This window comes from Pseudomonas sp. HP_01 (assembly GCF_055284355.1).
Window position 1 is genome coordinate 27,543 of sequence record NZ_JBTOPV010000030.1, and the last position, 24,291, is coordinate 51,833.

Here is a 24,291-nt window from a genome sequence, read left to right on the forward strand (position 1 = left end):
ACTCAGCCTCGGCCGCGACGGCCAAAGAAGAACGACACCACGAACATAACCAGGAAGACCACGAACAGGATCTTGGCAATGCCGGTAGCAGTACCTGCGATACCACCAAAACCAAGGACGGCTGCAACGATAGCGATGATCAGAAATGTGATTGCCCAACTCAACATGGTGAATCTCCTTACTGTTTATTGATTTTTTGCTACGTCGAGGCGTCGGAATGACCCTCGGGGTAGATCGCGTCTTCGACCCGAAGGATCAGAAAACCCAGCTTTGCTGACGCGGCGCTTCATCATTAGTAGCCGCCGCATCATCAACTTGCATGCTCAGGGCAACGTCCGAGGCCTTCAACGCACTTGCCTTGGCAAACGGTGCAGTCTGAGCGTGGGAGTAGTGAACCTGAGTCATTTCATGATTCTGATTCCAGTGATTGAACTGCTGTACAACAATGAGCGTAATCATCAGCGCCAGACTGGCAAACAGGCCTTGCTGCATATGCAGAGGGGAGATACGCAGTTTGTTGGCGAGATGTTGAGCGTTCATTCAGCTGACTCCTGGCAATCTTGTCGGCCGTCTGTTCGGGCCTTTGTTATCAGGAATATTGCACGCTGTGTGCCAGCTTGTTGTGAACCATTTAATCCTTATAAATCAATAGGTTATGAATCATGTTCAGAAGGGTCGTACACGCATGCTGCACGATTGAACATTTGCCATCGTGCGGAATGCACGAAACGCCTGACACCACCCAGGCGGCCGAATTCATTCCGGATGCCGAATCTCTTCTGACACCCGTCACCCGACCGCCACTATCGGTCTACCCCGCGCTACGAGCCGTGACGCGCAAGGTGTCGGCATCGACGCCTTTGACCCCACGAATATTTCGCGCGATCTCGACCGCCAGTTCTTTCTCGGCGTAGTTGGCCACCACACCGTCCAGCGCTACTACACCGTTTTTGGTCTCCACCTTGATGTTCAAGCCGTCGAGGGTGCGGCTATATATAAGGCTGGATTTCACCTTGCTGGTGATCCATGCGTCGCTGAATTCCTCGCGAACGGCGTTGGCCTGAAGTTCGCTCTGCTCTTTGATGGCCTGTGTATCCCGCGCGCTGACGCTGATGAGGTTGTTCACCTCCGTCACGCCGTCCGTGTTGGTGGCCAGGCTTCCGGCCAGTTGCTTGGCATCCGCGTCTTTCGCCTGCCCCTTGAGGGTGACAACCCCCTGAGCGGCGCTGACGTCGATGTTCAATGCCTCAGTCACGCTGTTCCACAGCAACTTGGATTTGATGGTTGCTGTCAGCGTTGCGTCGTCGAAGCGCTGGGCCATGGTGGCTTTGGTGCCCGGATCGGCAGCGACCTGCGGGTCGATCTCAAGCTGGTTGTCGACCTTGTTGATCCCCTGAATGTCGCCCGCTATCTGCGACGCCAGATCCTTGTCTACCTGGTTCTCGACCTTGCCTTTAAGGATTGCAGTGCCTTGTTCTACGTCCACGCTGATCTTGAACGGGCTCAAATGCCGGTTAAGGGCAAAGGCGGTCCAGATCGAACCCTCCTGGCGCGCTTCGGCCAACTGGGTCGGCAGATCGGCGGCTGCGGCGTGGGCGATGACGGGAGTCAGTCCGAGCACGCTGGCGGTGGTGATGGCCAGGGCGATCTTCTTCAACGTGGGCATGGGAATCTCCAGACAATTGCAAAAAGGTACCTCTGGACAGACTGGTCTTTCGCCCAGATGTTCGGCGCGGCCTGATTTTCCCTGCATGGGGATTCGGGCCGATGGTTAATGGAGGTGGCCTGTCGTGGATCAGCGCATCATGGCTTTTTTCAGAACATCGCTACCATGCAGCGTAAAGAATCAATCAGAATGAACCATGCAACTTGCCCGATGTTTCCGGGACTAACACAGACTATTCATTAAGGAGCGTAGGAAAAATGGAAGCAGCCGCTGAGAATCAGGGCCGTATTCTGCTCGTGGATGATGAATCCGCCATCCTTCGCACCTTCCGTTATTGCCTGGAAGACGAGGGCTACAGCGTAGCCACCGCCAACAGCGCGGCGCAGGCAGAGGCGCTGTTGCAGCGCCAGGTATTCGACGTGTGCTTCCTCGACCTGCGTCTGGGTGAGGACAACGGGCTCGATGTGCTGGCGCAAATGCGCGTGCAGGCACCTTGGATGCGCGTGGTGATTGTTACCGCCCACTCGGCCGTTGACACCGCCGTGGACGCAATCCAGGCCGGCGCTGCCGATTATCTGGTCAAGCCCTGCAGCCCGGATCAGCTGCGCCTCGCTACCGCCAAGCAGCTCGAAGTCCGCCAGTTGTCCGCGCGACTCGAAGCCCTTGAAGGCGAAGTTCGCAAACCGAAGGACGGCCTGGATTCCCACAGCCCGTCGATGATGGCGATCCTCGAAACTGCCCGCCAGGTCGCCAACACCGACGCCAACATTCTTATCCTCGGCGAATCCGGTACGGGTAAAGGTGAATTGGCGCGGGCGATTCACGGCTGGAGCAAGCGAGCGAAAAAGGCCTGCGTGACCATCAACTGCCCATCGCTGACTGCCGAGTTGATGGAAAGCGAACTGTTCGGCCATAGCCGCGGTGCCTTCACCGGTGCCAGCGAAAGCACACTCGGCCGGGTGAATCAGGCAGACGGCGGTACATTGTTTCTCGATGAAATCGGCGACTTCCCGCTCACGCTGCAGCCAAAACTGCTGCGCTTCATTCAGGACAAGGAATACGAACGTGTCGGTGACCCGGTCACCCGTCGCGCCGACGTGCGCATTCTCGCGGCGACTAACCTGAACCTCGAAGACATGGTCCGCGAAGGACGTTTTCGCGAAGACCTGCTGTATCGTCTGAACGTGATCACCCTGAATCTGCCCCCTTTGCGCGAGCGAAGCGAAGACATCCTGACGCTGGCGGACCGCTTCCTGGCGCGCTTCGTCAAGGAATACAGCCGCCCGGCGCGGGGCTTCAGCGAGCAGGCGCGCAGTGCGCTGCTCAACTACCGCTGGCCCGGAAACATCCGTGAACTGCGTAACGTGATCGAGCGGGCGAGCATTATCTGCCCGCAGGAAAAAGTCGAAATCACACACCTCGGCATGGCCGAGCAGCCGGTCAACAATGCCCCTCGCGTGGGCGCAGCGTTGAGTCTGGACGAGCTGGAGAAGGCCCACATCGGCGCGGTACTGGCCACCAGCGATACGCTGGATCAGGCCGCACGCACGCTGGGCATCGACGCCTCGACGCTTTACCGAAAACGTAAGCAGTACAACCTGTGACAGGGCGCCGATGATGTTTGCGATGAAGTTGCGCACCCGACTCTTTCTGAGTATTTCAGCTCTCATCACCGTTGCCCTGCTGGGATTGGTGCTGGGGCTCGTCAGTGTCATGCAGATGGCCAAATCTCAGGAATCATCGATTCGGCACAACTTCATCACCCTCGATATCGGCCTGAAGCTGCGACAGAACCTTGGCGATCAACTGGTCATGATGCTCAAGGACAGTCCCGATCAGGCGGCGATCAAGCGCAATCAGGAACAGTTCCAGAATCTGCTCGATCAGGGCATTGATCATGATCAGCAAACCGGCGTTCCCAGCGGGTTCGAAACGGCCCGGGTGAATTACGCACGTTTCGTCAAAACGATCGAGCAATCCAGCGAGCATGGTGGCGCGATCCGCGACAATGAGGCCGTGACCGAGGCATTCAACACATTGCGCGATGGCCTGCTCGACGCTCACCGCCAGGCGCTGGTGAACATCAGTGAGGCTGAAAGCGCCTCACGATCGCGGGCGCTGTGGGTCTCGGCGCTGCTGGGACTGGTGGGGCTGGCGGTGCTGGTTATCGGCTTCGTCACCGCCCACGGCATTGCTCGACGTTTCGGCGGCCCCATCGAGCAGTTGGCCAAGGCCGCGGACAGGATTGCCCAAGGGGATTTCGACGTCACGTTGCCCACGTCCTCTTCGGACGAAATGAATCTGCTTACCCACCGTTTCGGCATGATGGCCGACGCATTGCGTCAGCATCAGAAAACCAACGTCGATGAGTTGCTCGCTGGCCAGCAGCGTTTGCAGGCGGTGCTGGACAGCATCGACGACGGCTTGCTGATGATTGATCGCCAAGGGCGGCTTGAACACTTGAACCCGGTCGCGCAACGACAGTTGGGCTGGGAAGAAAGTCGCCTGGGACAGGGGCTCGGTGAAGCGTTGCAGCGCCCGGAACTGGACGAGCAGCTGTATCTGGTGTTGCGCGGAGGCACGCTGGAACGTGCGCCCGATGACCTCTCAATCGAGATCGACGGCGAAGTCCGCCTGCTCACCTACAGCCTCACGCCGGTCAGCCATACCAAGGGGCACATCGTTGGCGCCGTGATGGTACTGCACGACGTCACTGAGCAGCGGGCATTCGAACGCGTACGCAGCGAGTTCGTGCTGCGCGCTTCCCACGAGCTGCGAACGCCCGTCACCGGCATGCACATGGCCTTCGGTCTGCTTCAGGAGCGCGTGCATTTCCCGCCGGACTCGCGGGAAAAGGACCTGCTCGACACCGTTAACGAAGAAATGCAGCGCCTGATGCAGTTAATCAACGACCTGCTCAACTTCTCCCGCTATCAGAACGGATTGCAAAAGCTGACGCTCGAGCCCTGTGACATCAACGAATTGCTCGAAGCGGCGCGTCAGCGCTTTGCCGACACCGCCCACGATCAGGACGTCATGGTGCTGCTGGAAACCCAGGAGCCACTGCCACGGGTACAGGCGGACAAAGCGCAACTGGACCGAGTGCTCGACAACCTGCTCGATAATGCCCTGCGCCATACCCCGAGATCAGGACTGATCCGCTTGCAGGCAAGACGTCATGGCGAGCGCTTGATCATCAGCGTGGAAGACAACGGCGAGGGTATTGCTTACGGTCAGCAGGCCCGGATCTTCGAGCCGTTCGTTCAGGTTGGACGAAAGAAAGGCGGCGCGGGTCTGGGGCTGGCTTTGTGCAAGGAAATCGTTCAGTTGCACGGCGGGCGCATGGGCGTCTACTCCCGACCGGGGCAGGGCACGCAGTTCTATATGGCGCTGCCGCTGTAGAAGGGGCCTGCTGCGCTACGCCACATCATCCGCACGACGCCCGGCGCTGCGGCGGCCGCCGGTCACCAGCTCAGTAAACTTGGTCGCGCTCAGCGGCCGGGCGAACAGCCAGCCCTGACCATAAATCACTCCTTCGCTTTTCAGCAGCATTGCCTGCGACTCAAACTCTATCCCTTCAGCGATCACCCGCAATTGCAGCGCATGGGCCATGCGGATGATGTGCGGCGCCACGCCACTGCTGGCCGCATCATGACCGAGGGCGTCAATAAAGGCCTTGTCGATCTTCAGGCAATCCACCGGCAATGTCTGCAGGTACGCCAGGCTGCAATAGCCGGTGCCGAAATCGTCGATTAGCACCTGATGGCCCCGATCGCGCAGCGCCTGGAGATGGTTGCGCGCGACCACCACATCCACCAGGCCGCGTTCAGTGACTTCAAACGCAATCTGTCGAGGCGCCACCCGGTGCAACGCCAGCAGCTTCGCCGTCACCCGGCCGATGCGTGGCGCCATAACGTCGCACGCCGCCAGATTGACCGACACGTACAGGTGCGGATTGGCGCGTAACAGCTGGCCCAGCTGTTCAAGCAGCTGTTGAAGCACGAAGTCGGTGATCTGACGGATCTGCCCGGTGTTTTCCGCGAGCGGAATAAAAAGGTCAGGGCTGGTCAGCGTGCCGTCCGGTCGTCGCCATCGCACCAAGGCTTCAGCGCCCACGCACAGCCGGGTATTGAGGTCGAAAATGGGCTGATACAAAACCTTCAGCTCGCCTCGCCGGAGCGCTCCGTGCAGTTCGCCGCCCAGCGACTGACGCTGACGCACCAGTTGCAGGACGAGAATGCCGATGAACAACGAAATCAACAGGCTGGCCGGGACCAGCAGCCACCATGCACCGGTGATCTTCTGCTGCAAGGCACTGCGCGGCGTGATGAGGACCAGTTGATATTCCGGACTCTGGGTCGGCATTCGGTAGACGAGTTTGTCCTGGGTGGTCATCAGCGTTTCGGTGGAGGTCGGCGACCAGTCCGGCGTGGGCGGCCACATCTGAGCCGGGCCCAGGACAGGGACTGCCTTGGAGCCACGATCAAGCACCACCACCAGACTTCCGCCCGCAGGCAGGTCGACCACATCCGTCAGGTGACCGCGGGAGGTGGAAACACGGAACTCCCCCCGCCCCAGCATCAATGAAGCGAGGTTGTCGTCAGGCTGGGTGGAGGTGTTTAGCCAGTAATCATACGTGGGGCCGCGAATGTCCGGCGGCCTGGGCTTGCCAATCAGGCTCTGACGCGTCCAGCTGGAACAGGACTGGCTTTCAGTGACGTACGCGGCCTCGTAGATAAATCGATAGCGCGAGTTCACCTGACGCAACTGCTCGATCATCCCGGGGCTGCAACTGCGCAACGGCTGCGCTTCAAGCTGATCGAGCCCGGCCCTCAACTGGCCGAACAACTGCTCCAGCCGCACCAGAAAGCGCTCGCCCTGTGCATTCATTTGCGCACGTTCGTCCTGTCGGGCCTGATGCATCGCCAGACCAAAGCTGCCCGCCAGCAAGACGGCCGCGCTTAGCAGCGCGGCCAGTAGTGCCAGAAGCCAGGGACGGTAAAGGAAAGAGCGCAGTCGCGGCGTCGCCGTGAACATTGACAGTCATCCAGATGGTGGGATTTCCATAACCACTGATGTATAGCAACACGCTCAGAAATAGCCCGGAAAAAACCGACAATTAGGGGAATTTAGTGCCTGATGTTAAGTACTTGCAGCATAGCTGCACTTTGTAGGTCTGGCTCACCGTCAAATTTTTGTGGTCGGTAGTGCATCTGGAACGCAGCCAGCGTGTGACGTGTTGCGATGTCCAGCTCTCCGGTCTGCGGCGTCGGGTAGCCCAGCAGCGCCAACTGCTGCTGGAACCACACAATATTTGGCACGACGCCCATCATCTGGGTCTGACGCTGTGCAACCTGCTGCTCATCCGGCCAGATTCCCAGCCCTTCCTGGGCCAGCCGCTTCCACGGAAACAAAGGCCCCGGATCAAGCTTGCGCAAAGGTGCGATGTCGCTGTGGCCAATCACGTGGCGCGGTTCGATGTGATTGCGTTTGACGATGTCTTTGAGCAGCACGATCAGCGCCTGTATCTGCGCCTCGCTGTACGGATACCACAGCCGGCCCGTTGGCGTGTCGCGGTAGCCCGGATTGACGATCTCGATGCCAATACTGCTTGAGTTGAGCCACGTGCGCCCGTCCCATTCACTTTCACCGGCATGCCACGCGCGCTGGGATTCGTCTACCAGCTTGTAGGTGGTGGCCGGGCCGTCGCCGATCAGGTAGTGCGCGCTGACCTCACCGTGGGTCAACAATGCCAACGACCGATCAAGGGAAGCAGAGGTGTAATGAACCACCACAAACTGCACGCGGCTGTCGAAATTGACGGAAGGGTGGCTGGTGTCGATCTTCGGGCCGCTGCTGCAAGCGGTCAGCAGCAACAGCAGAAATAGAGCGGAAATAGACTTCATGGCGGCACGACGTGTAGGCAAATAATGCAACAGTGTAACGTAACGTCGGCGGTGCATTCAAAAATGCATCATCCCCGCGCACCGGCCACACCAACCGTTCAACCCTGCGCGATCCGGTTCCGCCCCTCATGCTTGGCGCGATACAGCGCCTGGTCCGCGCGCTTAAGCACGACGTCGCTGCGCTCACCCGGCGCGAACAGCGTGATGCCCATGGAAACCGTGACCGTCACCCGTTCGCCCTTGAAGTGAAACGGGCACTGTTCGATGCCCTCACGCAGACGCTCCAACAGCGCCAACCCCTCATCCATGGGCGTGGTCGGCAGCAGGATCACGAACTCTTCCCCGCCAAAACGCGCAATGAAATCCGACGCCCGCAACCGCTTTCGGAGCTGGCCGGCGATGATCTTCAGAACCTTGTCACCTGCCAAATGGCCGTAACCGTCGTTGATGCGCTTGAAATGATCCAGATCGAGAATGCCCAGCAGCAGGCTTGAGGGCTTCCTCTGCAACTGGTCGATCTCATGCTCCAGCCGCTCATTCCATGCCGCGCGGTTTGGCAGGCCTGTCAGCGTATCGATCAGCGCCTTTTGCCGTTGTTCTTCCAGATGAACCCGGAAGCCCAACGCCTCCTGCTCCATCGTCGCCACCCGACTGGAGAGGGCTTGCAAGCGGGCGGCGACTTCCTGCTCGCGCTGATCGCGCTGCTGCTGATGATGATCCATGGTACCAATCAGCCCCTCGAGACGGCTCTCCAGCACGTGCTTCAAGCTGTCGAGGTCGGCCGCCTGCTGCACGCTGGTTTGCAGGTCATCGACGTGCTCACGGAGTTGATGGTCCAGTTGCCGCGACGCAGATTGCTGGTCGGCATGGTTTTCGCTGGCTGCCTGCAAGCCGCTCTGGAAGGACTCGAGGCGCTCGTTGAGCTGTTTGAGATAGGCTTCGAATTCATGCTGGCCGCTGTCCGTGATGGCCAGCATCAGCACAGCAAGATCGTCGAGGATCGGCAGCAGCTCATACCAGTTCAGCCCATGTTCAAGCCGGGCGCGCATGGCCTCGGCTTGCGGGCGATGGTATTCGGGTAGCGTCAGTTCATCGAGCAGACCCAGCAAAGTGTCTTCGATGTGGGCGGCGACGGAGCTGTAACTTGGCTCGGGCGAAGAGGGCAGAGCGTAGGGGCCGTCTTCTTCGGCGGCGGTCTCGTCAGGCTCGTCGTCTTCAGCGAGGATATCGATGTCGTCGGTAATAGCGACGGTTTCGTCGGTCTCTTCAGTGTCGGGAGAGGGCGCTTCAGCCGCAGGCTCTGCTGCTTCTTCGGCTGGAGCCTCATCGGCTAGGGGCTGCGTGACGTCAGTGGCGTCAGCGGCGCGGAGCGATGCTTCGGACTCTTGGTGTGTCTGGGCCGGGGCCGGGGCCGGCGCGGACTCGGACTCGGACTCGGACTCGGACTCGGACATTACCGGCTGGGCTGCAACTTCCGGGTGGGGCGTCGGGATGGCGCGCTCGGGCTCTTGGGCGACAGGCTGAGGAACCGGCGGGACGGTGCTGCGAAGTTCCGCCTCCAGCTCGGTGTTCTCTGGGGCAGCCTCCGGCACGGCGAATGAATGCTGCGGCGCATCATCAGAAGCCTGCACCCCGGCCGGTTCGTTAACTGGATGGGCCAACGGGGCTGACTCATCACCTTCGCTGCCAGCCTCACGGTGACTGCCGAACAACCGCTGTAGGAAACCCGGGCGCGACGCTTCATCCGGGTGTTCGATCTGCGACAGCGCCTGCCCTTGAAGTCCGCTCAACTCACTCAACAGCAGCGGCAGCTCACGGGTCTGGGTAATGCGATCTTCGAGGCTCTTGGCGAATCGTTTGAGCGGCTTGCTGACGTCCTTCGGCAACGGCAACGCCTGCAACTGTGCGACCAATGACGTCAACGCCGTACCCATTTGCTCGACGCGCTGCTCGCGACGCTGTTCGGAGTCGAGCACTGCTTTTTCCAGGCGCGGAATCAAGGCAGCCAGGCCTGCGTCCATATCGTCCTTGCGAACGATCTCGCGCATTTCCTTCATGCACGCATCAACCGCCTTGTCAGCACCTTCGGCCGCCAGGCTGCTGCGCACGAGGCCTCGCCGCAGCAAGTCGAGGCGCGCATTCCAGCGCCGCTCCAGTTTGTCTTGCTGCTCGATGCTCTTGAGGTACTTTTCTTTCCAGCGCTGCGCGTCGTCGGTCATTCCACAGGTCCGCGAGGAGATGTGCTTGTTATCGGCAGCGAGTCACCGATTAATGAGGCCGGCAAGCGAATCTCCACCGCGACGGGCAGATGATCGGAAATGGGATGAGCGAGCACCTGCACTTTTTCAAGGGTCAGGGTCGGGCTCACGAGGATGTGGTCCAGGCATCGCTGGGGACGCCAGCTGGGGAAAGTCGCCTCGATCTGCGGTGCAAGCAAGCCAAGATCGCGCAATGGCGATGTTTGCAGCAGGTCATTGGCATGGGTATTCATGTCACCCATCAGCACCTGATGGCGATAGCCGCCAATCAGTTCGCGAATGTACGCGAGCTGCCGCGTACGGGTCCGCGCGCCCAGTGCCAGGTGCATGACCACCACGACCAGCGCATCGGGACCTTCGCCGAAACGAACGAGAATAGCGCCACGCCCGGCGGGGCCTGGCAGCGGATGGTCTTCGATTTCCCACGGACGCAAACGGCTGAGCACGCCATTGCTGTGCTGGGCGAGGCGTCCGAGGTTTCGATTGAGTTGCTGATGCCAGTACGGAAACGAACCGAGCTGGGCAAGGTGTTCAACCTGGTTGATATAGCCCGAGCGCATACTGCCGCCATCGGCTTCCTGCAAGGCGACCAGATCATAGTCGCGCAGCAGATCGCCGATCTTCTGCAGGTTCCCGGCTCGCCCGTTGTGGGGCAGCAGGTGCTGCCACCCCCGGGTCAGGTAGTGCCGGTAGCGTTCGGTGCTGTTGCCCACCTGGATGTTGAAACTGAGCAGGCGAAGCCGACCGTCGGCCGGCAACCCTGTGTCGTGAAGATGATGCTCGTTGACCTTCGGCGTGTGCCGGGCAACGACCCGTTCAGTAGTTCCCCAGCGCGCCATGGTCAGCCCTTACTTGGCGGTCAGCGTCGCACGTTCTTTGGCGATCAGCTGATCGGCCACTTGCAGCGCTTGCTCAGGACCACCGGCAGTGCCCAGGTCAAAACGGTACTTGCCGTTAACGATCATGGTCGGAACGCCAGTGATTTCGTACTTCTTGGCCAATTCCTTGTATTGGGCGATCTTGCCCTTCACAGCGAACGAGTTGAAGGTTTCGAGGAACTTGGTCTTGTCGACGCCTTGGGTGGCGACGAACTCAGCCATGTCGTTCGGGTCGGTTAGACGTTTGCCGCCTTTCTGAATGGCGTCGAACACGGCGGTGTGGACTTTCTTCTCAACGCCCATGGTGTCGAGGGTAATGAATAGCTGGCCGTGAGCGTCCCAAGGGCCGCCAAACATGGCCGGAACGCGGATGAAGTGGACGTCAGCGGGAAGTTTTTCGACCCATGGATTGATGACCGGCTCGAAGGCGTAGCAGTGCGGGCAGCCATACCAGAACATTTCGACGACTTCGATCTTGCCCGGCTCGGAAACAGGAACAGCGCTTTTCAGCTCGACGTATTGCTTGCCGGCTTCGATGGGCTCTGCTGCTTGAGCGGTCAGACCGAACAGGCTGGTAAAAATCAGAGCGGCGCTGAGAATCAGATTACGCATGCTTAACTCCTGGGCATGGAAGGTCACTTCGGTGGCCGCAGTTCGACCGACCGAGGTGATATGAGTTCGCAAGTGTAACGCCTGCGGCCACAAAAAAGGGCAGCCGTTCGCTACCCTTTTTGGCCCGTCCGGGCAGGTCTGCCGGCATTTTGTTTTACCAACCGTGTCCGTCAGGAATCGCTGTCCTGACGCTCATTGCAGCCCTTGAATGAATGCCGCGAGTGCTTCGATATCACTGTTGCTCAGCTTCGCGGCGATGGTGCGCATGACCTGCGTGTCGCCGTCGTTGGTGCGTTCACCTTCGCGGAAGGCGGTGAGCTGTTTCTTGATGTAATCGGCGTGCTGCCCGGCCAAGCGCGGAAAGCCTGCCGCAGCAAGGCCTGCGCCGCTGGGGGAATGACAGCCGGTGCAGGCCGGCATGCCCTGATCGAGCTTGCCGCCGCGAAACAACGCTTCGCCACCGATGACCAGAGTGAGATCAGCAGCGCCAACGCTGCCTTTCTGACCGGCGTAATAAGCAGCGATGTCGGCCAAATCCTGATCCGTGAGCGGATTAAGCTGTCCAGTCATTTCCAGCACGACCCGTTTGCCGTCTTTGATGTCGTGCAGTTGCTTGAGCAGATAGCGCTCGCCCTGGCCGGCGAGTTTCGGGAAGTTGGGCACCAGGCTGTTGCCGTCGGGTCCATGACAAGCGCCGCAGACAGCCGTTTTCCCTTGGCCAGCCGCCGGATCGCCCACTGAGGAGTCAGCGGCCTGCACGAAGCCATTCAGGCTCAGGATCAACAGCAGGCTCGACAGAAATACGTTCATGGACTGATCCGATGCGGCTGAAAGTGTCGTCTTCAGGAATGACTGTCTTGAGGGGAAGCGGCCTGTTTCTGTACGTCTGAGGCTACGCGCCAAACGGGTTCTCGCGTCGGCAACACCCTTGCGGGGGCAGGACAAGGCACACATGAAAATCTGCGGCATTATATACTCGCGCCCATTGAACGGAAAAAGACACCCCGTTGCCGCGCACGCCGCAACGCCCTCACCGGATATCCCATGCAACTCAAAAACCCTATTCTCGGCCTGTGCCAACAAGCCAAGTTCATGCTCAGCGCTGCCAAAGTCGACCAATGCCCGGACGACGAAGGCTTTGAAGTCGCGTTCGCCGGCCGCTCCAACGCCGGTAAATCCAGCGCGCTGAACACCCTGACCCACGCCAGCCTGGCGCGCACCTCGAAAACTCCGGGCCGTACCCAGCTGCTGAACTTCTTCAGCCTGGACGACGACCGCCGTCTGGTCGACTTGCCTGGCTATGGTTACGCGAAGGTGCCGATTCCGCTGAAGCTGCACTGGCAGCGCCACCTCGAAGCCTATCTGGGCGGCCGTGAAAGTCTGAAGGGATTGATCCTTATGATGGACATCCGCCACCCGATGACTGACTTCGATCTGCTGATGCTCGACTGGGCCATCGCCAGCGGGATGCCGATGCACATTCTGCTGACCAAAGCCGACAAGCTGACCTTCGGCGCGGCGAAAAACACGCTGCTCAAAGTCCAGTCGGAAATCCATCGCGGTTGGGGTGACGCCATCACCATCCAGTTGTTCTCGGCACCCAAGCGCATGGGCCTGGAAGAGGCTTACACCGTGCTGGCGGACTGGATGGAGCTGGAAGACAAGGCACCGGCTGCCTGAATCGCAGGCAAAAAAAACCCCGGACTTCATGTGGGGAGGGGAAGTTCGGGGTCCAAGTCCAGACCTCTCGGGAGGGGTCCGGATATCTGCCAACACTTAACACAACATAGGAGCATGAACGGCTACGTCAGCCATTCGCAAACTCAGACCGGAGTTTGTCCGCCGAAGTTCAAAACCGGCGGAAATTTAATGGGGGGCGCGGTTCCGATTCCACACAGAATCGGAACGCCAAAGCACTTTAGTGCGCCTCGTCCCAGTTATTCCCCACACCCACTTCGACCAGCAGCGGAACATCCAGCTCGGCAGCGCCGCTCATGTGTACGCGGATGTCCTTGCTGATCTGCTCGACCAAATCCTCACGCACTTCCAGCACCAGTTCATCGTGAACCTGGAGGATGACGCGAGCATCCAGACCTGACGCGTCCAGCCAGCCATTCACCGCCACCATCGCCCGCTTGATGATGTCAGCCGCCGTGCCTTGCATGGGTGCGTTGATCGCCATGCGCTCGGCGCCTTTGCGCAGCGCCTGATTCTTCGCGTTGATGTCCGGCAGGTACAGGCGACGACCGAAGATGGTCTCGACGTACCCTTGCTCCGCCGCTTGCGCACGGGTGCGCTCCATGTAATCCAGCACGCCGGGATAGCGCGCGAAATAGCGATCCACATACGCCTGGGACTGCTTGCGATCAACACCAATCTGCTTGGCAAGCCCAAACGCGCTCATGCCGTAGATCAGACCGAAGTTAATCGCTTTGGCGCTGCGGCGCATGTCGTTGGTCACGTCCGGCAGTTCGACACCGAACACCTCGCCCGCTGTCGCCCGATGCACGTCCAGGTCGTTACGGAAGGCGTGCAGCAAGCCTTCGTCTTTGGCCAGATGCGCCATGATCCGCAGCTCGATCTGCGAGTAGTCCGCCGCCAGCAACTTATAGCCTTGCGGCGCAACAAACGCCTGACGAATGCGACGCCCCTCAGCGGTCCGAATCGGGATGTTCTGCAGATTCGGGTCGCTGGAAGACAGACGCCCGGTCACCGCTACCGCCTGATGGTAGGAGGTGTGGATCCGCCCGGTGCGCGGGTTGATCTGCTCCGGCAGGCGATCGGTGTAAGTGCTCTTCAGTTTGCTCATCGAGCGGTACTGCATCAGCACCTTCGGCAGCGGATATTCCTGCTCGGCCAGTTCCGCGAGCACCGCTTCAGCCGTGGACGGCTGGCCGGTGGCGGTCTTGCTGATGATCGGCATGCCGAGCTTTTCGTAGAGAATCACCCCAAGCTGCTTGGGCGAGCCGAGATTGAATTCTTCGCCGGCGATGGCAAACGCTTCGCGCTCAAGCTCGGTCATTTTGTTGCCCAGCTCTACGCTCTGATTACCCAGCAGATTGGCATCGACCAGTGCACCTTGCCGCTCGATGCGCGCCAAGACAGGCATGAGCGGCATTTCGATTTCGTTCAGCACCGGCGCAAGGCTCGGCGTTTTCGCCAGTCTGTCCTGCAGCACCTCGTGCAGGCGTAGCGTCAGGTCCGCCTCTTCAGCTGCATAGGTGCCGGCCTGTTCCAGTGCGATCTGGTCGAAACTCAGCTGTTTTGCGCCCTTGCCCGCGATGTCCTGAAAATTGACCGGTGTGTGATCCAGATACTTGGCGACCAGGCTGTCACGGTCGTGGCGCGTCGCGGTGGAGTCGAGCACGTAGGATTCGAGCATCGTGTCGAACTTGACGCCCTGCACGTCGACGCCTTGGCTCTGGTCGCCATCGATGGCGCAGTTGGCCAGCAGGTTAATCGCGAACTTGGCGTGCTGGCCGACCTTGATTTTGCTCGCGTCCTCGAGGATAGGCTTGAGCGCTTTCAGCACAGCGTCGCGATCCAGTTGTTGCTGCACGCCCATATAAGAGTGGGTGAGCGGGATGTAACAGGCTTCGTGGGTCTTGATCGCGAACGACAGGCCCACAATCTGCGCGCGCTGGGCGTCGGTGCCATTGCTCTGCACCACGAAAGCGAACAACTGCGCGGCGTTGAGCTTCTTCAGCCAGTCGTCGAATTGGGTCTGCTCAAGAATGAGCTCGTACTTTGCCTCGATGATCGGCGCCGGCTCGGCAGCAGGGACGATTTCCGCCCCTTCCTGGCGGGCGTCACGCTGCAGATCGGTGATCCAGCTCTTGAATTCCAGTTCGGTGTAAAGCGCCATCAGCGCCTCACGATCAGGCTCGCCGCAGTGCAAGGCGTCGAGCTCGATGTCCAGCCGTACGTCGATCTTGATGGTTGCCAGCTCGTAGGACAGGAAGGCCATTTCCTTGTGTTCTTCGAGCTTGGCCGGCAGGGACTTGGCGCCCCGAAGCGGCAGCGTTGCCACTTTGTCGAGGTTCGCGTAGAGCTCTTTCAGGCCGCCGTTGATGCCCACCAAAAGACCCGCTGCGGTTTTCTCGCCAACGCCAGGGACGCCGGGGATGTTGTCGACTTTGTCGCCCATCAGCGCCAGGTAATCGATGATGTGTTCCGGGCCGACACCGAACTTCTCCTTCACGCCGGCGACATCCAGCACGCTGCCGGTCATGGTGTTGACCAGCGTGATGTGGCCGTCGACCAGCTGCGCCATGTCCTTGTCACCGGTGGAAATGACCACCGGACGATCGGCGGCAGCGCTGCTGCGCGCCAGTGTGCCGATCACGTCGTCGGCCTCTACGCCTTCGACGCACAACAGCGGATAACCAAGGCCTCGCACGCAGTTGTGCAGGAAGTCGATCTGCACGCGCATGTCGTCCGGCATGCTTGGGCGGTTGGCTTTGTATTCGCCGTACAACGCGTCGCGGAACGTTCCGCCCTTGGCATCGAAAACCACGGCAAACGGGCTTTCGGGATACTGCCTGCGCAGGCTTTTGAGCATGTTCAGCACGCCCTTGACCGCACCGGTGGGCAGGCCTTTGGAGGTCATGAGCGGCGGCAGCGCATGGAACGCGCGGTATAGATAAGAAGAACCGTCCACCAGGACGAGGGGCGCAAGACTCATGTGCAAGATCAACCTTTTCGGCGGGGTCGGCGCTAGAATGCGCGGACCGTTGACGACAAAGGGACAAGGTTATCATGCGCGCGCTGAATCGCCTGTTACTGCTCGGCGGGTTGCTTGCCTGTCCGTGGCTGGCGGTCGCGGCGGAAGATGACGCGCCGTCGGCAGAGCCTGATGTGACGATTCGTCAGGACAGCGATGGCTTCATCAAGGAGTATCGTGCGAACGGATTCGTGTACGCCGTGAAGATCACGCCCAAACACGGCAAGCCTTATTATCTGGTGCGCGCCGACGGCACAAGTGGTCAATTCATACGTTCGGATCAACCGGACATGCTGATACCCCAATGGGTACTATTCAGCTGGTAACGCCCTACATTCACTCTTTTGCTGGCAGTCTTCTATGTCCGTTTTTACTCCCCTGGCTCGGCCCGAGCTGGAAGCTTTTCTCGCCCCGTACGGGCTTGGCGCCCTGCGTGATTTTCAGGGCATTGCCGCTGGAAGTGAAAACACCAATTTCTTCATCAGCCTGGAGCAGGGTGAATTCGTGCTGACTCTGGTCGAGCGCGGTCCGGTTCAGGAAATGCCGTTCTTTATCGAGCTGCTGGATGTTCTACACGACGCCAATCTGCCCGTGCCCTACGCACTGCGCACCACTGACGGTCTGGCCCTGCGCGAGCTGAAAGGCAAACCGGCGCTGCTTCAACCGCGTCTGTCCGGCAAGCATCCGGCCCAGCCCAACACACAGCATTGCGTGCAGATTGGCGAGTTTATGGCGCACATGCACATGGCCACCCGCAGCCAGACCATCGAACGCAAAACCGACCGTGGTCTGGACTGGATGCTGGAGGAGGGCGGTAATTTCATCTCTCACCTGGACGACGCGCAGGGCGCGCTGCTGACCAAGGCTGTAGAGGAAATTCAGCGGCGCAAGGCGAGCATCATGGCGCTGCCGCGGGCCAATCTGCACGCCGACCTGTTCCGCGACAACACGCTGTTTGAAGGCACCCACCTGACGGGGGTGATCGACTTCTACAACGCCTGTTCCGGGCCGATGCTGTACGACGTGGCGATTGCCGTGAATGACTGGTGCTCGTTTGAGAACGGCACTATTGATGCCCCGCGAGCCCGGGCGTTTCTGGGTGCCTACGCCGCGCTTAGGCCGTTTACCGCCGCCGAAGCCGAGCTGTGGTCGACAATGCTGCGTGTCGGTTGCGTGCGCTTCTGGCTGTCACGCCTGATCGCCGCCGAAAGCTTCGCCGGGCAGGACGTGTTGATCCATGACCCGGACGAATTCCGTAAACGCCTGGAACAGCGTCAGGAGACGCATATTCCGTTGCCGTTTGCGTTGTAGTCATTCAACCAGCGGATATCCGCTGTAGGAGCGCGGCTTGTCCCGCGATCGGTTGCGTAGCAGCCGTGAACCGGTAATGCGGACGGTCAGTACAACCGCGTTGTCTGATTTGCTGCCGCTGCGCGGCAGATCGCGGGACAAGCCACGCTCCTACAGGTGTTACGACTGCCTCACAAACCCTCCAGACACCCCGCCAGATCATCCGCCAGCTTGCTCAGCAATTGCTCGTAACCTCGGGCTGTGGCGGGCGTGTAACCGCCCAATCCGTCAAGTTCTGCCAGTTTGACCGGCAAACCGGCACTGAGCGTGTCGGCCAGACGCGGGCGGAGGGGTGGCTCGCTGAACACGCAGGTCTTGCCGAACTCCGTCAGTCGTGCGCGCATGGCGGCGACGTGCTGGGCACCGGGCTGAACCTCGCTGCTGACGGCAAATACGCCCGCATGCTTGAGCCCGTAAGCCTCTTCGAAATAATCAAACGCCTCGTGGAACACGAAATACTGCTTGCCTGAAATGCCGGCGACCCGCTGTTTGATTTGAGCGTCCAGCGCGTCAAGGCGCGCGTCGAAGGCCTTCACATTGCTCTCATAGCGCGCCGCATTGGCCGGATCGGCCTGACTCAAGTCAGCGGCCATCTTTGCCGCAATCACCCGCGCATTGACTGACGACAGCCACAAATGCGCATCGACGCTGCCCGGCCGGTGATCGTGGTCATGCTCATCTTCGTCATCATCATGGTGCTCGGTGCTGGCGGTGAAATGGCGCAGGTGCATGCCCGGCAACGATTCGACCGGGACTGACGCCTTGCTGCGCCCGGACAGCACGCGAGGCAAGAATGTCTCCATGTTCGGGCCGATCCAGTACAGCAGATCGGCTTCCTGCACGCGCCGTACGTCGGACGGTCGCAGCGCGTAGTTATGAGGGGATGCGCCCGGCGGAAGCAGGACTTCCGGCACCGCGATTCCGTCCTGTACAGCCGCGGCGATCAGCTGGAGCGGCTTGATGCTGGTCAAGACGCGGACGCTGGCTTCGGCGGCAGTGATGGTTGAAAAACCGGTAATAAATACGACAAAAAGTAAAAAAAGTCGGGACACGATAACCACTCATGGGGGCAGGAACGGGTAACATAATAACGTCTCTCTCAAAGGCCGTCGCCGCTCATGTCTAAAACACCCCTGGCCAGTCGCCCCCACGATCACTCTCACTGCGTGCACAGTGCGCTCACTGAAGCCGACACGTTGTGCGCGGGCAAAGGCCTGCGGCTGACGGCCCTGCGTCGTCGCGTGCTGGAGCTGGTCTGGCAGAGCCACAAGCCCCTGGGCGCCTACGACATCCTCGCCGTGCTCAGCGAAGAAGATGGCCGCCGCGCCGCACCGCCTACGGTGTACCGCGCGCTGGACTTCCTGCTGGAAAACGGCCTGGTGCACCGCATCGCGTCATTGAACGCCTTCGCCGGTTGCAACCACCCGACCCATGCGCATCAGGGTCAATTTCTGATCTGCCGCGAGTGCCACGCTGCCATCGAGTTGCAGCACGGCAGTATCAGCTCGGCCATCGTCGACGCGGCCAATGAGGTCGGCTTTGACGTCGAAGCCCAAACCGTCGAAGTCGTCGGCGTGTGTGCCGGGTGCAAGGCCGCCTGATGAGCGATGCACTGATTCGCCTGAAGGACGTCAGCGTGACCCGCGCCGGCCAGAGCGTGCTGGAACATATTCAGCTGAGCGTCAGCCCGGGCGAAATCGTCACCCTGATCGGCCCCAACGGCGCGGGCAAGACCACTCTGGTGCGCGCCGTTCTCGGGCTGCTCAAGGCTGACTCGGGCGAAATCTGGCGCAAGCCGAAACTGCGTGTCGGCTACATGCCGCAAAAACTGCACATCGACGCCACGCTGCCGCTGTCGGTCCTGCGTTTCCTGCGTCTGGTCCCCGGCGTTGATCGGGAGACCGCGCGGGCGGCGCTGATCGAGGTCGGCGCCGAGAAGGTCATCGACAGCCCGCTGCAAGGGATTTCCGGTGGCGAGATGCAGCGCGTGTTGCTGGCGCGAGCGCTGTTGCGCAAGCCGGAGCTGCTGGTGCTCGACGAGCCGGTGCAGGGCGTTGACGTGGCCGGGCAGGCCGAGCTGTACGCGCTGATCACTCAGCTGCGCGACCGGCATCAATGCGGCGTGCTGATGGTTTCCCATGACCTGCATCTGGTCATGAGCACCACCGACCAGGTGGTCTGCCTCAATCGTCACGTGTGCTGCTCCGGTCACCCCGAGCAGGTCAGTAACGATCCCGCTTTCGTGGAGCTGTTCGGCCTGAACGCGCCGAGCCTGGCGATCTATCACCATCATCACGATCACGCCCACGACCTGCATGGCGAAGTCTGCCAACCCGCCCCGGCTCACGACCACGTCCATACCCACACTCACGACCACGGGGACAGCTGCAAGCATGGCTGATTTTCTTCTTTACGCCTTGCTCGCAGGCCTCGCGTTAGCGGTAGTGGCAGGCCCTCTGGGGTCTTTCGTGGTCTGGCGGCGCATGGCTTATTTCGGCGACACGCTGTCCCATGCCGCGTTGCTCGGCGTGGCCCTGGGCTTTCTGCTGGACATCAGCCCGACGATCGCCGTAACCGTGGGCTGCCTGCTGCTGGCGGTTTTGCTGGTGACCCTGCAGCAGCGCCAACCGCTGGCCTCCGACACGTTGCTGGGTATTCTTGCGCCAAGCACCTTGTCCCTCGGGCTGGTGGTGTTGAGCTTCATGCGCGATGTGCGTATCGACCTGATGGGCTATCTGTTCGGCGACCTGCTGGCCATCAGCCCGAACGATCTGGCCTGGATTCTCGCAGGCAGCGCGTTGGTGCTGGTGTTGATCTGTGCGCTGTGGCGGCCGCTGCTGGCGATCACCGTGCATGAAGAGCTGGCGACGGTCGAAGGGCTGCCGGTGGCGACCCTGCGTATGACGTTGATGCTGCTGATTGCCGTGGTCATCGCAGTGGCCATGAAGATCGTCGGGGTGTTGTTGATTACCTCGCTGCTGATCATCCCCGCCGCTGCGGCACAACGTCACGCCCGTTCGCCAGAGCAAATGGCCCTGGGTGCAAGCGTCATTGGCGTCATTGCGGTGTGCGCGGGACTGGCGCTGTCCTGGTTCAAGGACACCCCGGCAGGCCCGTCTATCGTGGTCTCGGCGGCAACCTTGTTTCTACTCAGTTTCCTTTTGCCCAAGCGGTAGAACCTTGGGTGGCGGGTAGAGTCATACTCGGCAATAATCGAATGGCGGCAATGTGCAATGACTCCTTGCGCGCCCACCGATAGTGATCAGTTATTTTCGGTGCAAGTCAGTTGTGTGTAGACTTGCTCGTTTTTTGCGCAAATAGAGAATCGCAGGAATGAAGCCGTTCGCATCCCGTTATCTGCTGCTTGCTGCATTTTCCGTCCTGTTGGGCGCTTGCCAGAGCAAGCCCGTCGAGCAGCTCGCACCTGTGTCTGCGCCCGATGCCTATCAGCAGCTGGAACAGAACATCGCCAGCAGTGAGCTGGCAACCGCCGAAGATCAATTGGCGGCGCTGCAAAGCAAATCCCCGGACGATCCCCGACTCGAGCAATACCAGCGCCAATTGGCTGAGGCGTATTTGAGCCGCAGTCAGATCGTGCTGCAAAAAGGCGACATGAATGCTGCCGCTACTGCGCTCAGCCGCGCTCGCGCCCTGATGCCTAAGGCCCCGGCGCTGACCAGTGGCGTGAACGGTGCTATCGCCCACGCCCGCAAAGCCGAGCTGGAAAAGGCTGAAGCCGATCTGCGCGCTGCCGAAGCCAAGCGCAAGGCGAAAGTGATCGACCCGAGCGCCGAGAGCACGACCATTGGGTTGAAGCTTGGGGACATGAAGCAGCTGCGCCGTCAGTTGAGTGACATCGCTGAAGACGTCACAGCGTTCAACTGCGACGTTATCGTGCAGGTGCCGCGCACAGACGACTACCCTTGGCTGGCGACATTGCTGACCAAGCGCGTGACGAAGATCAACCCCGATTTCGAGTTGCAGATGCAGCGTGAAATCGAGCGCACTGAGCCTGCGAAGATCGTGTTGAAACCCGCTCAGCCCTGATCGGTTTTTGATCAAAAGAAAAGGCGTTGCCCTCGCGGGCAACGCCTTTTTTTGCGCTTGCTTGCCTCCCTTCCCACGGGAAAGTCGCGGGATCGACTGCGCAAGAAGTTGCGCAGTCGATTGTGAGTTCCAGGGTGCTTTCTGCGCTGTGAGCCACGTCTTCTCTGGCCTGCAGACGAGTGCGCAAGAAGTTGCGCAGGGGTGCGCAACTTCTTGCGGACGTTTTATGAGGGTTAGGGTTTAGCGTTCGCTAAAACCTATCGTTTTATTTCTTAAGCTGTTGTTTTTGTTTGGTTAATTTGTAGCTGGCACAGCCCTTGATATCTCCGTAGCCCCCGAATTGGCATTCACGCCTTTTCGGATGGTTTTTTGAGCACGGAGAGCATCCTTGGCGACCCCCTTAAATCTGCCCGTTGGTGGAGAGAAACGCGAACCTCAAGTGGCGGTTGTTCCGCTTGATCTGATTCAGGTTGAAGACGTTGGTCTTGGTACGGCCAGTTTCGATGCCTGGCTGCAAGAGATCAGCGGCGGGGTGGTCACGCTTGAGCGGATCAAGACCGTGGCGGGTGGACTTCCCGTCGTAGGCAACATCATGGCGCTGGTCGATGCGCTGAATGACATTGTCCGGCTTGCGACCAGTGACAAGCGTGACCCTCTGGACTGGGTCAGTTTGGGCATCAATCTGATCGGCATGATCCCCATCCCGCCGGGCATGGCGGCAGCGCGGATGACCTTGCGACCGATGCTGTTTCTGGTGCGTCAGGAGATGCGTCAGGCCGGGAAGATGGTGTTGGGGGATGCGCTGATCGAGGTTCTGATCGGGCATCTGAATGCCACCATCGTTGGGACCCTTGATGACTTTGTGAGCCAGGCGCAGGGCAAGCTTCCCGGAATTCTCGAGGATGCGGGCAAGCTTGGGGAAGGCGTACTTTTTCAGATCGCTGATGGTCTGGAGAAGCTGGTCAAGCCGGACCTCAACGCCAAGGCTGATTTGCGTGAGGCGGAGCAGTTGGTTCATGCCGCAGGCGATCTTTGGGCCTACGACCCTCAGGCCGCGATTGGGAATATTTTTGCGGCGGCTGCGGAGGTTTGCGTTGCCGCGGGCAAGGGTGCGGTCAACGGCGCCGTCGAACACCTCGTGCCTGAAGCGGTTAAAGATGAGGTGGTCAGACAGGCCAAATTGTTGCGTGCCATGGGGCCGGAGCTTCGCACCCGGATTACTGGTCTGGCGGATCCCGCGGTTCAGAACTCCATCGGTTCGCTGCTGCTGACGCTGGGTGATGCCGTTGTCAGTTGGCGGTCACGCAATGGCCATGGACAGGCTTTCAACATCAAGCCCGGGGTGGTGAATCAGGCCAAGCGCAGGGCGGGTGAAGGCAAGCTCGAAGTTGTTCAGCACGAGAAACCTGCCAAGGGCCGGCCTAACGAAAAGAAGAATTGCGCCTGCGGGTCGACGGCGAGGAGCATCAGCTTTGCGACGGGCTCGGAGTCCGTCAGTCATACCGATTTCAGTTTGCCGGGGCCGTTTCCGATTGAGTGGACGCGGACTTATTGTTCGAGTCTGGATGCCTACGATCAGGACATCATCGGCGCACGCTGGATCACGCCGTTTACCACGCGGTTTGATCTCGTCGGCGATGGTTTGGTGTTTCATGACTCCGACGGCCGCAGCCATGATTTCCCTCTTCCCAAGTTAAAACTCTTTCACTTCAACGCCATTGAGAACCTGACGGTCGTTCGCCTCAGCAAAGATCGGTTATTGCTGATGCGTGGGCTTGAGCACCGAGAGACCTATGTTCGGCGGGGCAAGCGCTTTGTTCTGATCAACAAAATGCTGCCCAACGGCGCCGGGGTCATGCTGCATCACGAGCATCGGCATGATGGGCAGTTGGTGCTCTCCGAATTGGTGACTTACTCGGAGAAAGATCTAAACAAAGTGCATCTGCGACTTGGTACTTTGATTGATGATCAGGGACGGTTGACGGGGCTTTGGGAAGTTCGTGATGGCGAGGTTAAACGCCAACTGTGCGCGTATCAGTACGATGATTTTGGCGACCTGATTTTAGCCCAAGACGAAAACGGTTCGGCCTGGCGATACCAGTATCAAAACCATCTGATCACTCGCTACACCGACCGCACCAATCGTGGGTTGAATCTGCAGTGGCAAGGCACTGGAGCCGATGCCAAAGCCGTGCGCGAATGGGCCGATGACGGCAGTTTCGACACGCGACTGGCATGGGATGAAAACATTCGTCTCACCTACGTCACCGATGCGCTCGGTCACCAAACCCGGCATTACTACGACAGCCTCGGCTACACGTACCGCATTTGCCACGCCGACGGCCGTTCCGAATGGTTCTTCCGTGATGCGGCGAAAAACATCATTCGCCACGTACACACTGACGGCAGCACTGACCGTTATCGCTACGACAAGCTCAGCAATCTCACCAAGCACACTCGCGCTGATCACAGTGTGATGAATTACGCGTACGACGACAAAAGCCACCTGATCAAGATCAGTGATGGCGAGGGCGGTTTGTGGAAGCGTGACTACGACCTTCGCGGAAATCTGATCGAGGCGATCGACCCGCTAGAGAACGTTACCGAATACGCCTACAACGGCTTCGGTCTTCCTACAGCGATAAAGGACGCCAACGGCAATACAAAGGCGTTGGCCTACAACGAAGCCGGACAGCTCGTTAAGTACACCGACTGTTCTGGCAAGGTCAGTAGCTGGGAGTACGACGAACGCGGCCAGATGGTTCGCTTCACCGATCCGGCCGGGCACAGCACCACGTATGAATACAAAGCCGGTCAGCTTGTCCTGATCAAGCACCCGGACAAAACCGAA

The 24,291-nt window shown here is 59.9% G+C and carries 21 protein-coding genes and 2 pseudogenes; 11 read left to right on the forward strand and 12 right to left on the reverse strand.

Translation table 11 applies throughout. The features are described 5' to 3' along the window. Positions 1-2: 2 nt before the first annotated feature. From ACYAR8_RS16675 to ACYAR8_RS16685, 3 genes are all read right to left on the reverse strand, one after another. Entirely contained in the window at positions 3-167 is a 165-nt protein-coding gene (locus ACYAR8_RS16675; RefSeq protein ID WP_002555679.1) for a DUF1328 domain-containing protein, read from the reverse strand. 88 nt (positions 168-255) lie between these two features. After that, the gene (locus ACYAR8_RS16680; RefSeq protein WP_074892458.1) at positions 256-540 is read right to left on the reverse strand and encodes a hypothetical protein; all 285 of its coding nucleotides are present in this window, start codon (positions 538-540) and stop codon (positions 256-258) included. Positions 541-811: 271 nt separating this feature from the next. Beyond that, positions 812-1,666 carry a BON domain-containing protein gene (locus tag ACYAR8_RS16685; RefSeq protein WP_074892457.1) on the reverse strand — a complete coding sequence of 285 codons (855 nt, stop codon included), beginning with the start codon at positions 1,664-1,666 and terminating at the stop codon, positions 812-814. 257 nt (positions 1,667-1,923) lie between these two features. Here ACYAR8_RS16685 and algB point away from each other — a divergent pair, with 257 nt between their 5' ends. From algB to ACYAR8_RS16700, 3 genes and pseudogenes are all read left to right on the forward strand, one after another. Beyond that, positions 1,924-3,270, forward strand: coding sequence for a sigma-54-dependent response regulator transcription factor AlgB (gene algB / locus ACYAR8_RS16690; protein ID WP_037017110.1), 1,347 nt, complete (start codon positions 1,924-1,926; stop codon positions 3,268-3,270). A 115-nt stretch (positions 3,271-3,385) separates the two neighbouring features. Continuing rightward, positions 3,386-3,700, forward strand: a pseudogene (locus ACYAR8_RS16695) (KinB sensor domain-containing domain); the annotation flags it as partial. After that, positions 3,689-5,068: pseudogene (locus ACYAR8_RS16700) on the forward strand (sensor histidine kinase); the annotation flags it as partial. The pseudogenes ACYAR8_RS16695 and ACYAR8_RS16700, both read left to right, overlap by 12 nt. Positions 5,069-5,083: 15 nt before the next feature. Here ACYAR8_RS16700 and ACYAR8_RS16705 read toward each other — a convergent pair. From ACYAR8_RS16705 to ACYAR8_RS16730, 6 genes are all read right to left on the reverse strand, one after another. Then, on the reverse strand, positions 5,084-6,703 hold the full coding sequence (locus ACYAR8_RS16705) for an EAL domain-containing protein (protein ID WP_074892455.1): 1,620 nt from the start codon (positions 6,701-6,703) through the stop codon (positions 5,084-5,086). A 92-nt stretch (positions 6,704-6,795) separates the two neighbouring features. Beyond that, a complete protein-coding gene (locus ACYAR8_RS16710; RefSeq protein ID WP_074892454.1) occupies positions 6,796-7,572 on the reverse strand; it encodes an N-acetylmuramoyl-L-alanine amidase in 777 nt (258 codons plus the stop codon). Positions 7,573-7,670: 98 nt separating this feature from the next. Then, a complete protein-coding gene (locus ACYAR8_RS16715) occupies positions 7,671-9,791 on the reverse strand; it encodes a GGDEF domain-containing protein (RefSeq protein WP_463580467.1) in 2,121 nt (706 codons plus the stop codon). Continuing rightward, positions 9,788-10,669 carry an endonuclease/exonuclease/phosphatase family protein gene (locus ACYAR8_RS16720; RefSeq protein ID WP_463580468.1) on the reverse strand — a complete coding sequence of 294 codons (882 nt, stop codon included), beginning with the start codon at positions 10,667-10,669 and terminating at the stop codon, positions 9,788-9,790. The genes ACYAR8_RS16715 and ACYAR8_RS16720 overlap by 4 nt, the downstream gene beginning before the upstream one ends. Before the next feature lie 9 nt (positions 10,670-10,678). Continuing rightward, on the reverse strand, positions 10,679-11,320 hold the full coding sequence (locus ACYAR8_RS16725; protein WP_108121293.1) for a thiol:disulfide interchange protein DsbA/DsbL: 642 nt from the start codon (positions 11,318-11,320) through the stop codon (positions 10,679-10,681). A gap of 192 nt (positions 11,321-11,512) precedes the next feature. Next, positions 11,513-12,130 carry a cytochrome c4 gene (locus ACYAR8_RS16730; RefSeq protein ID WP_108121292.1) on the reverse strand — a complete coding sequence of 206 codons (618 nt, stop codon included), beginning with the start codon at positions 12,128-12,130 and terminating at the stop codon, positions 11,513-11,515. Positions 12,131-12,364: 234 nt separating this feature from the next. Here ACYAR8_RS16730 and yihA point away from each other — a divergent pair, with 234 nt between their 5' ends. Continuing rightward, a complete protein-coding gene (gene yihA / locus ACYAR8_RS16735) occupies positions 12,365-13,000 on the forward strand; it encodes a ribosome biogenesis GTP-binding protein YihA/YsxC (protein ID WP_065987940.1) in 636 nt (211 codons plus the stop codon). 238 nt (positions 13,001-13,238) lie between these two features. Here yihA and polA read toward each other — a convergent pair whose 3' ends face one another. Continuing rightward, a complete protein-coding gene (polA, locus tag ACYAR8_RS16740) occupies positions 13,239-16,004 on the reverse strand; it encodes a DNA polymerase I (RefSeq protein WP_463580469.1) in 2,766 nt (921 codons plus the stop codon). Positions 16,005-16,078: 74 nt separating this feature from the next. Between polA and ACYAR8_RS16745 the strand changes: the two genes are divergently transcribed. Both ACYAR8_RS16745 and ACYAR8_RS16750 read left to right on the forward strand, forming a co-directional pair. Beyond that, complete coding sequence (locus ACYAR8_RS16745) at positions 16,079-16,369, forward strand: DUF2782 domain-containing protein (RefSeq protein WP_074892448.1); 291 nt, start codon at positions 16,079-16,081, stop codon at positions 16,367-16,369. Between the two features lie 34 nt (positions 16,370-16,403). After that, positions 16,404-17,354 (forward strand): homoserine kinase, encoded by a 951-nt coding sequence (locus tag ACYAR8_RS16750; protein WP_108121290.1) that lies wholly within the window; start codon positions 16,404-16,406, stop codon positions 17,352-17,354. Here ACYAR8_RS16750 and ACYAR8_RS16755 read toward each other — a convergent pair whose 3' ends face one another. Continuing rightward, positions 17,355-17,495: a hypothetical protein gene (locus ACYAR8_RS16755; protein WP_463580470.1), complete on the reverse strand. Its 141-nt coding sequence runs from the start codon at positions 17,493-17,495 to the stop codon at positions 17,355-17,357. A 29-nt stretch (positions 17,496-17,524) separates the two neighbouring features. Further along, complete coding sequence (locus ACYAR8_RS16760) at positions 17,525-18,454, reverse strand: zinc ABC transporter substrate-binding protein ZnuA (protein WP_074892446.1); 930 nt, start codon at positions 18,452-18,454, stop codon at positions 17,525-17,527. Positions 18,455-18,511: 57 nt separating this feature from the next. On the opposite strand from ACYAR8_RS16760, the gene ACYAR8_RS16765 reads away from it, so the two are divergent. The 5 genes from ACYAR8_RS16765 to ACYAR8_RS16785 form a co-directional block, all read left to right on the forward strand. Next, entirely contained in the window at positions 18,512-18,994 is a 483-nt protein-coding gene (locus ACYAR8_RS16765) for a Fur family transcriptional regulator (RefSeq protein WP_074892445.1), read from the forward strand. Beyond that, positions 18,994-19,794 (forward strand): zinc ABC transporter ATP-binding protein ZnuC, encoded by an 801-nt coding sequence (znuC, locus tag ACYAR8_RS16770; protein ID WP_463580471.1) that lies wholly within the window; start codon positions 18,994-18,996, stop codon positions 19,792-19,794. Before ACYAR8_RS16765 ends, znuC begins: the two co-directional genes overlap by 1 nt. Further along, positions 19,787-20,569 (forward strand): zinc ABC transporter permease subunit ZnuB, encoded by a 783-nt coding sequence (gene znuB, locus ACYAR8_RS16775; protein ID WP_074892443.1) that lies wholly within the window; start codon positions 19,787-19,789, stop codon positions 20,567-20,569. The genes znuC and znuB overlap by 8 nt, the downstream gene beginning before the upstream one ends. A 157-nt stretch (positions 20,570-20,726) precedes the next feature. Then, complete coding sequence (locus ACYAR8_RS16780; protein WP_463580472.1) at positions 20,727-21,440, forward strand: PA5502 family lipoprotein; 714 nt, start codon at positions 20,727-20,729, stop codon at positions 21,438-21,440. A gap of 388 nt (positions 21,441-21,828) precedes the next feature. After that, positions 21,829-24,291, forward strand: a 2,463-nt coding sequence (locus ACYAR8_RS16785) for a DUF6531 domain-containing protein (protein ID WP_463580473.1), incomplete at its 3' end; no start/stop codon positions are given.

What these genes read in the sequence shown, in the direction of transcription:
- ACYAR8_RS16730 (WP_108121292.1), bottom strand. Translation starts at nt 12,130, where the DNA reads ATGAACGTATTTCTGTCGAGCCTGCTGTTGATCCTGAGCCTGAATGGC.
- znuB (WP_074892443.1), top strand. Translation starts at nt 19,787, where the DNA reads ATGGCTGATTTTCTTCTTTACGCCTTGCTCGCAGGCCTCGCGTTAGCG.
- ACYAR8_RS16685 (WP_074892457.1), bottom strand. Translation starts at nt 1,666, where the DNA reads ATGCCCACGTTGAAGAAGATCGCCCTGGCCATCACCACCGCCAGCGTG.
- algB (WP_037017110.1), top strand. Translation starts at nt 1,924, where the DNA reads ATGGAAGCAGCCGCTGAGAATCAGGGCCGTATTCTGCTCGTGGATGAT.
- ACYAR8_RS16720 (WP_463580468.1), bottom strand. Translation starts at nt 10,669, where the DNA reads ATGGCGCGCTGGGGAACTACTGAACGGGTCGTTGCCCGGCACACGCCG.
- ACYAR8_RS16715 (WP_463580467.1), bottom strand. Translation starts at nt 9,791, where the DNA reads ATGACCGACGACGCGCAGCGCTGGAAAGAAAAGTACCTCAAGAGCATC.
- ACYAR8_RS16675 (WP_002555679.1), bottom strand. Translation starts at nt 167, where the DNA reads ATGTTGAGTTGGGCAATCACATTTCTGATCATCGCTATCGTTGCAGCC.
- yihA (WP_065987940.1), top strand. Translation starts at nt 12,365, where the DNA reads ATGCAACTCAAAAACCCTATTCTCGGCCTGTGCCAACAAGCCAAGTTC.
- ACYAR8_RS16765 (WP_074892445.1), top strand. Translation starts at nt 18,512, where the DNA reads ATGTCTAAAACACCCCTGGCCAGTCGCCCCCACGATCACTCTCACTGC.
- ACYAR8_RS16680 (WP_074892458.1), bottom strand. Translation starts at nt 540, where the DNA reads ATGAACGCTCAACATCTCGCCAACAAACTGCGTATCTCCCCTCTGCAT.
- ACYAR8_RS16725 (WP_108121293.1), bottom strand. Translation starts at nt 11,320, where the DNA reads ATGCGTAATCTGATTCTCAGCGCCGCTCTGATTTTTACCAGCCTGTTC.
- polA (WP_463580469.1), bottom strand. Translation starts at nt 16,004, where the DNA reads ATGAGTCTTGCGCCCCTCGTCCTGGTGGACGGTTCTTCTTATCTATAC.
- ACYAR8_RS16705 (WP_074892455.1), bottom strand. Translation starts at nt 6,703, where the DNA reads ATGTTCACGGCGACGCCGCGACTGCGCTCTTTCCTTTACCGTCCCTGG.
- ACYAR8_RS16750 (WP_108121290.1), top strand. Translation starts at nt 16,404, where the DNA reads ATGTCCGTTTTTACTCCCCTGGCTCGGCCCGAGCTGGAAGCTTTTCTC.
- ACYAR8_RS16780 (WP_463580472.1), top strand. Translation starts at nt 20,727, where the DNA reads ATGAAGCCGTTCGCATCCCGTTATCTGCTGCTTGCTGCATTTTCCGTC.
- znuC (WP_463580471.1), top strand. Translation starts at nt 18,994, where the DNA reads ATGAGCGATGCACTGATTCGCCTGAAGGACGTCAGCGTGACCCGCGCC.
- ACYAR8_RS16745 (WP_074892448.1), top strand. Translation starts at nt 16,079, where the DNA reads ATGCGCGCGCTGAATCGCCTGTTACTGCTCGGCGGGTTGCTTGCCTGT.
- ACYAR8_RS16710 (WP_074892454.1), bottom strand. Translation starts at nt 7,572, where the DNA reads ATGAAGTCTATTTCCGCTCTATTTCTGCTGTTGCTGCTGACCGCTTGC.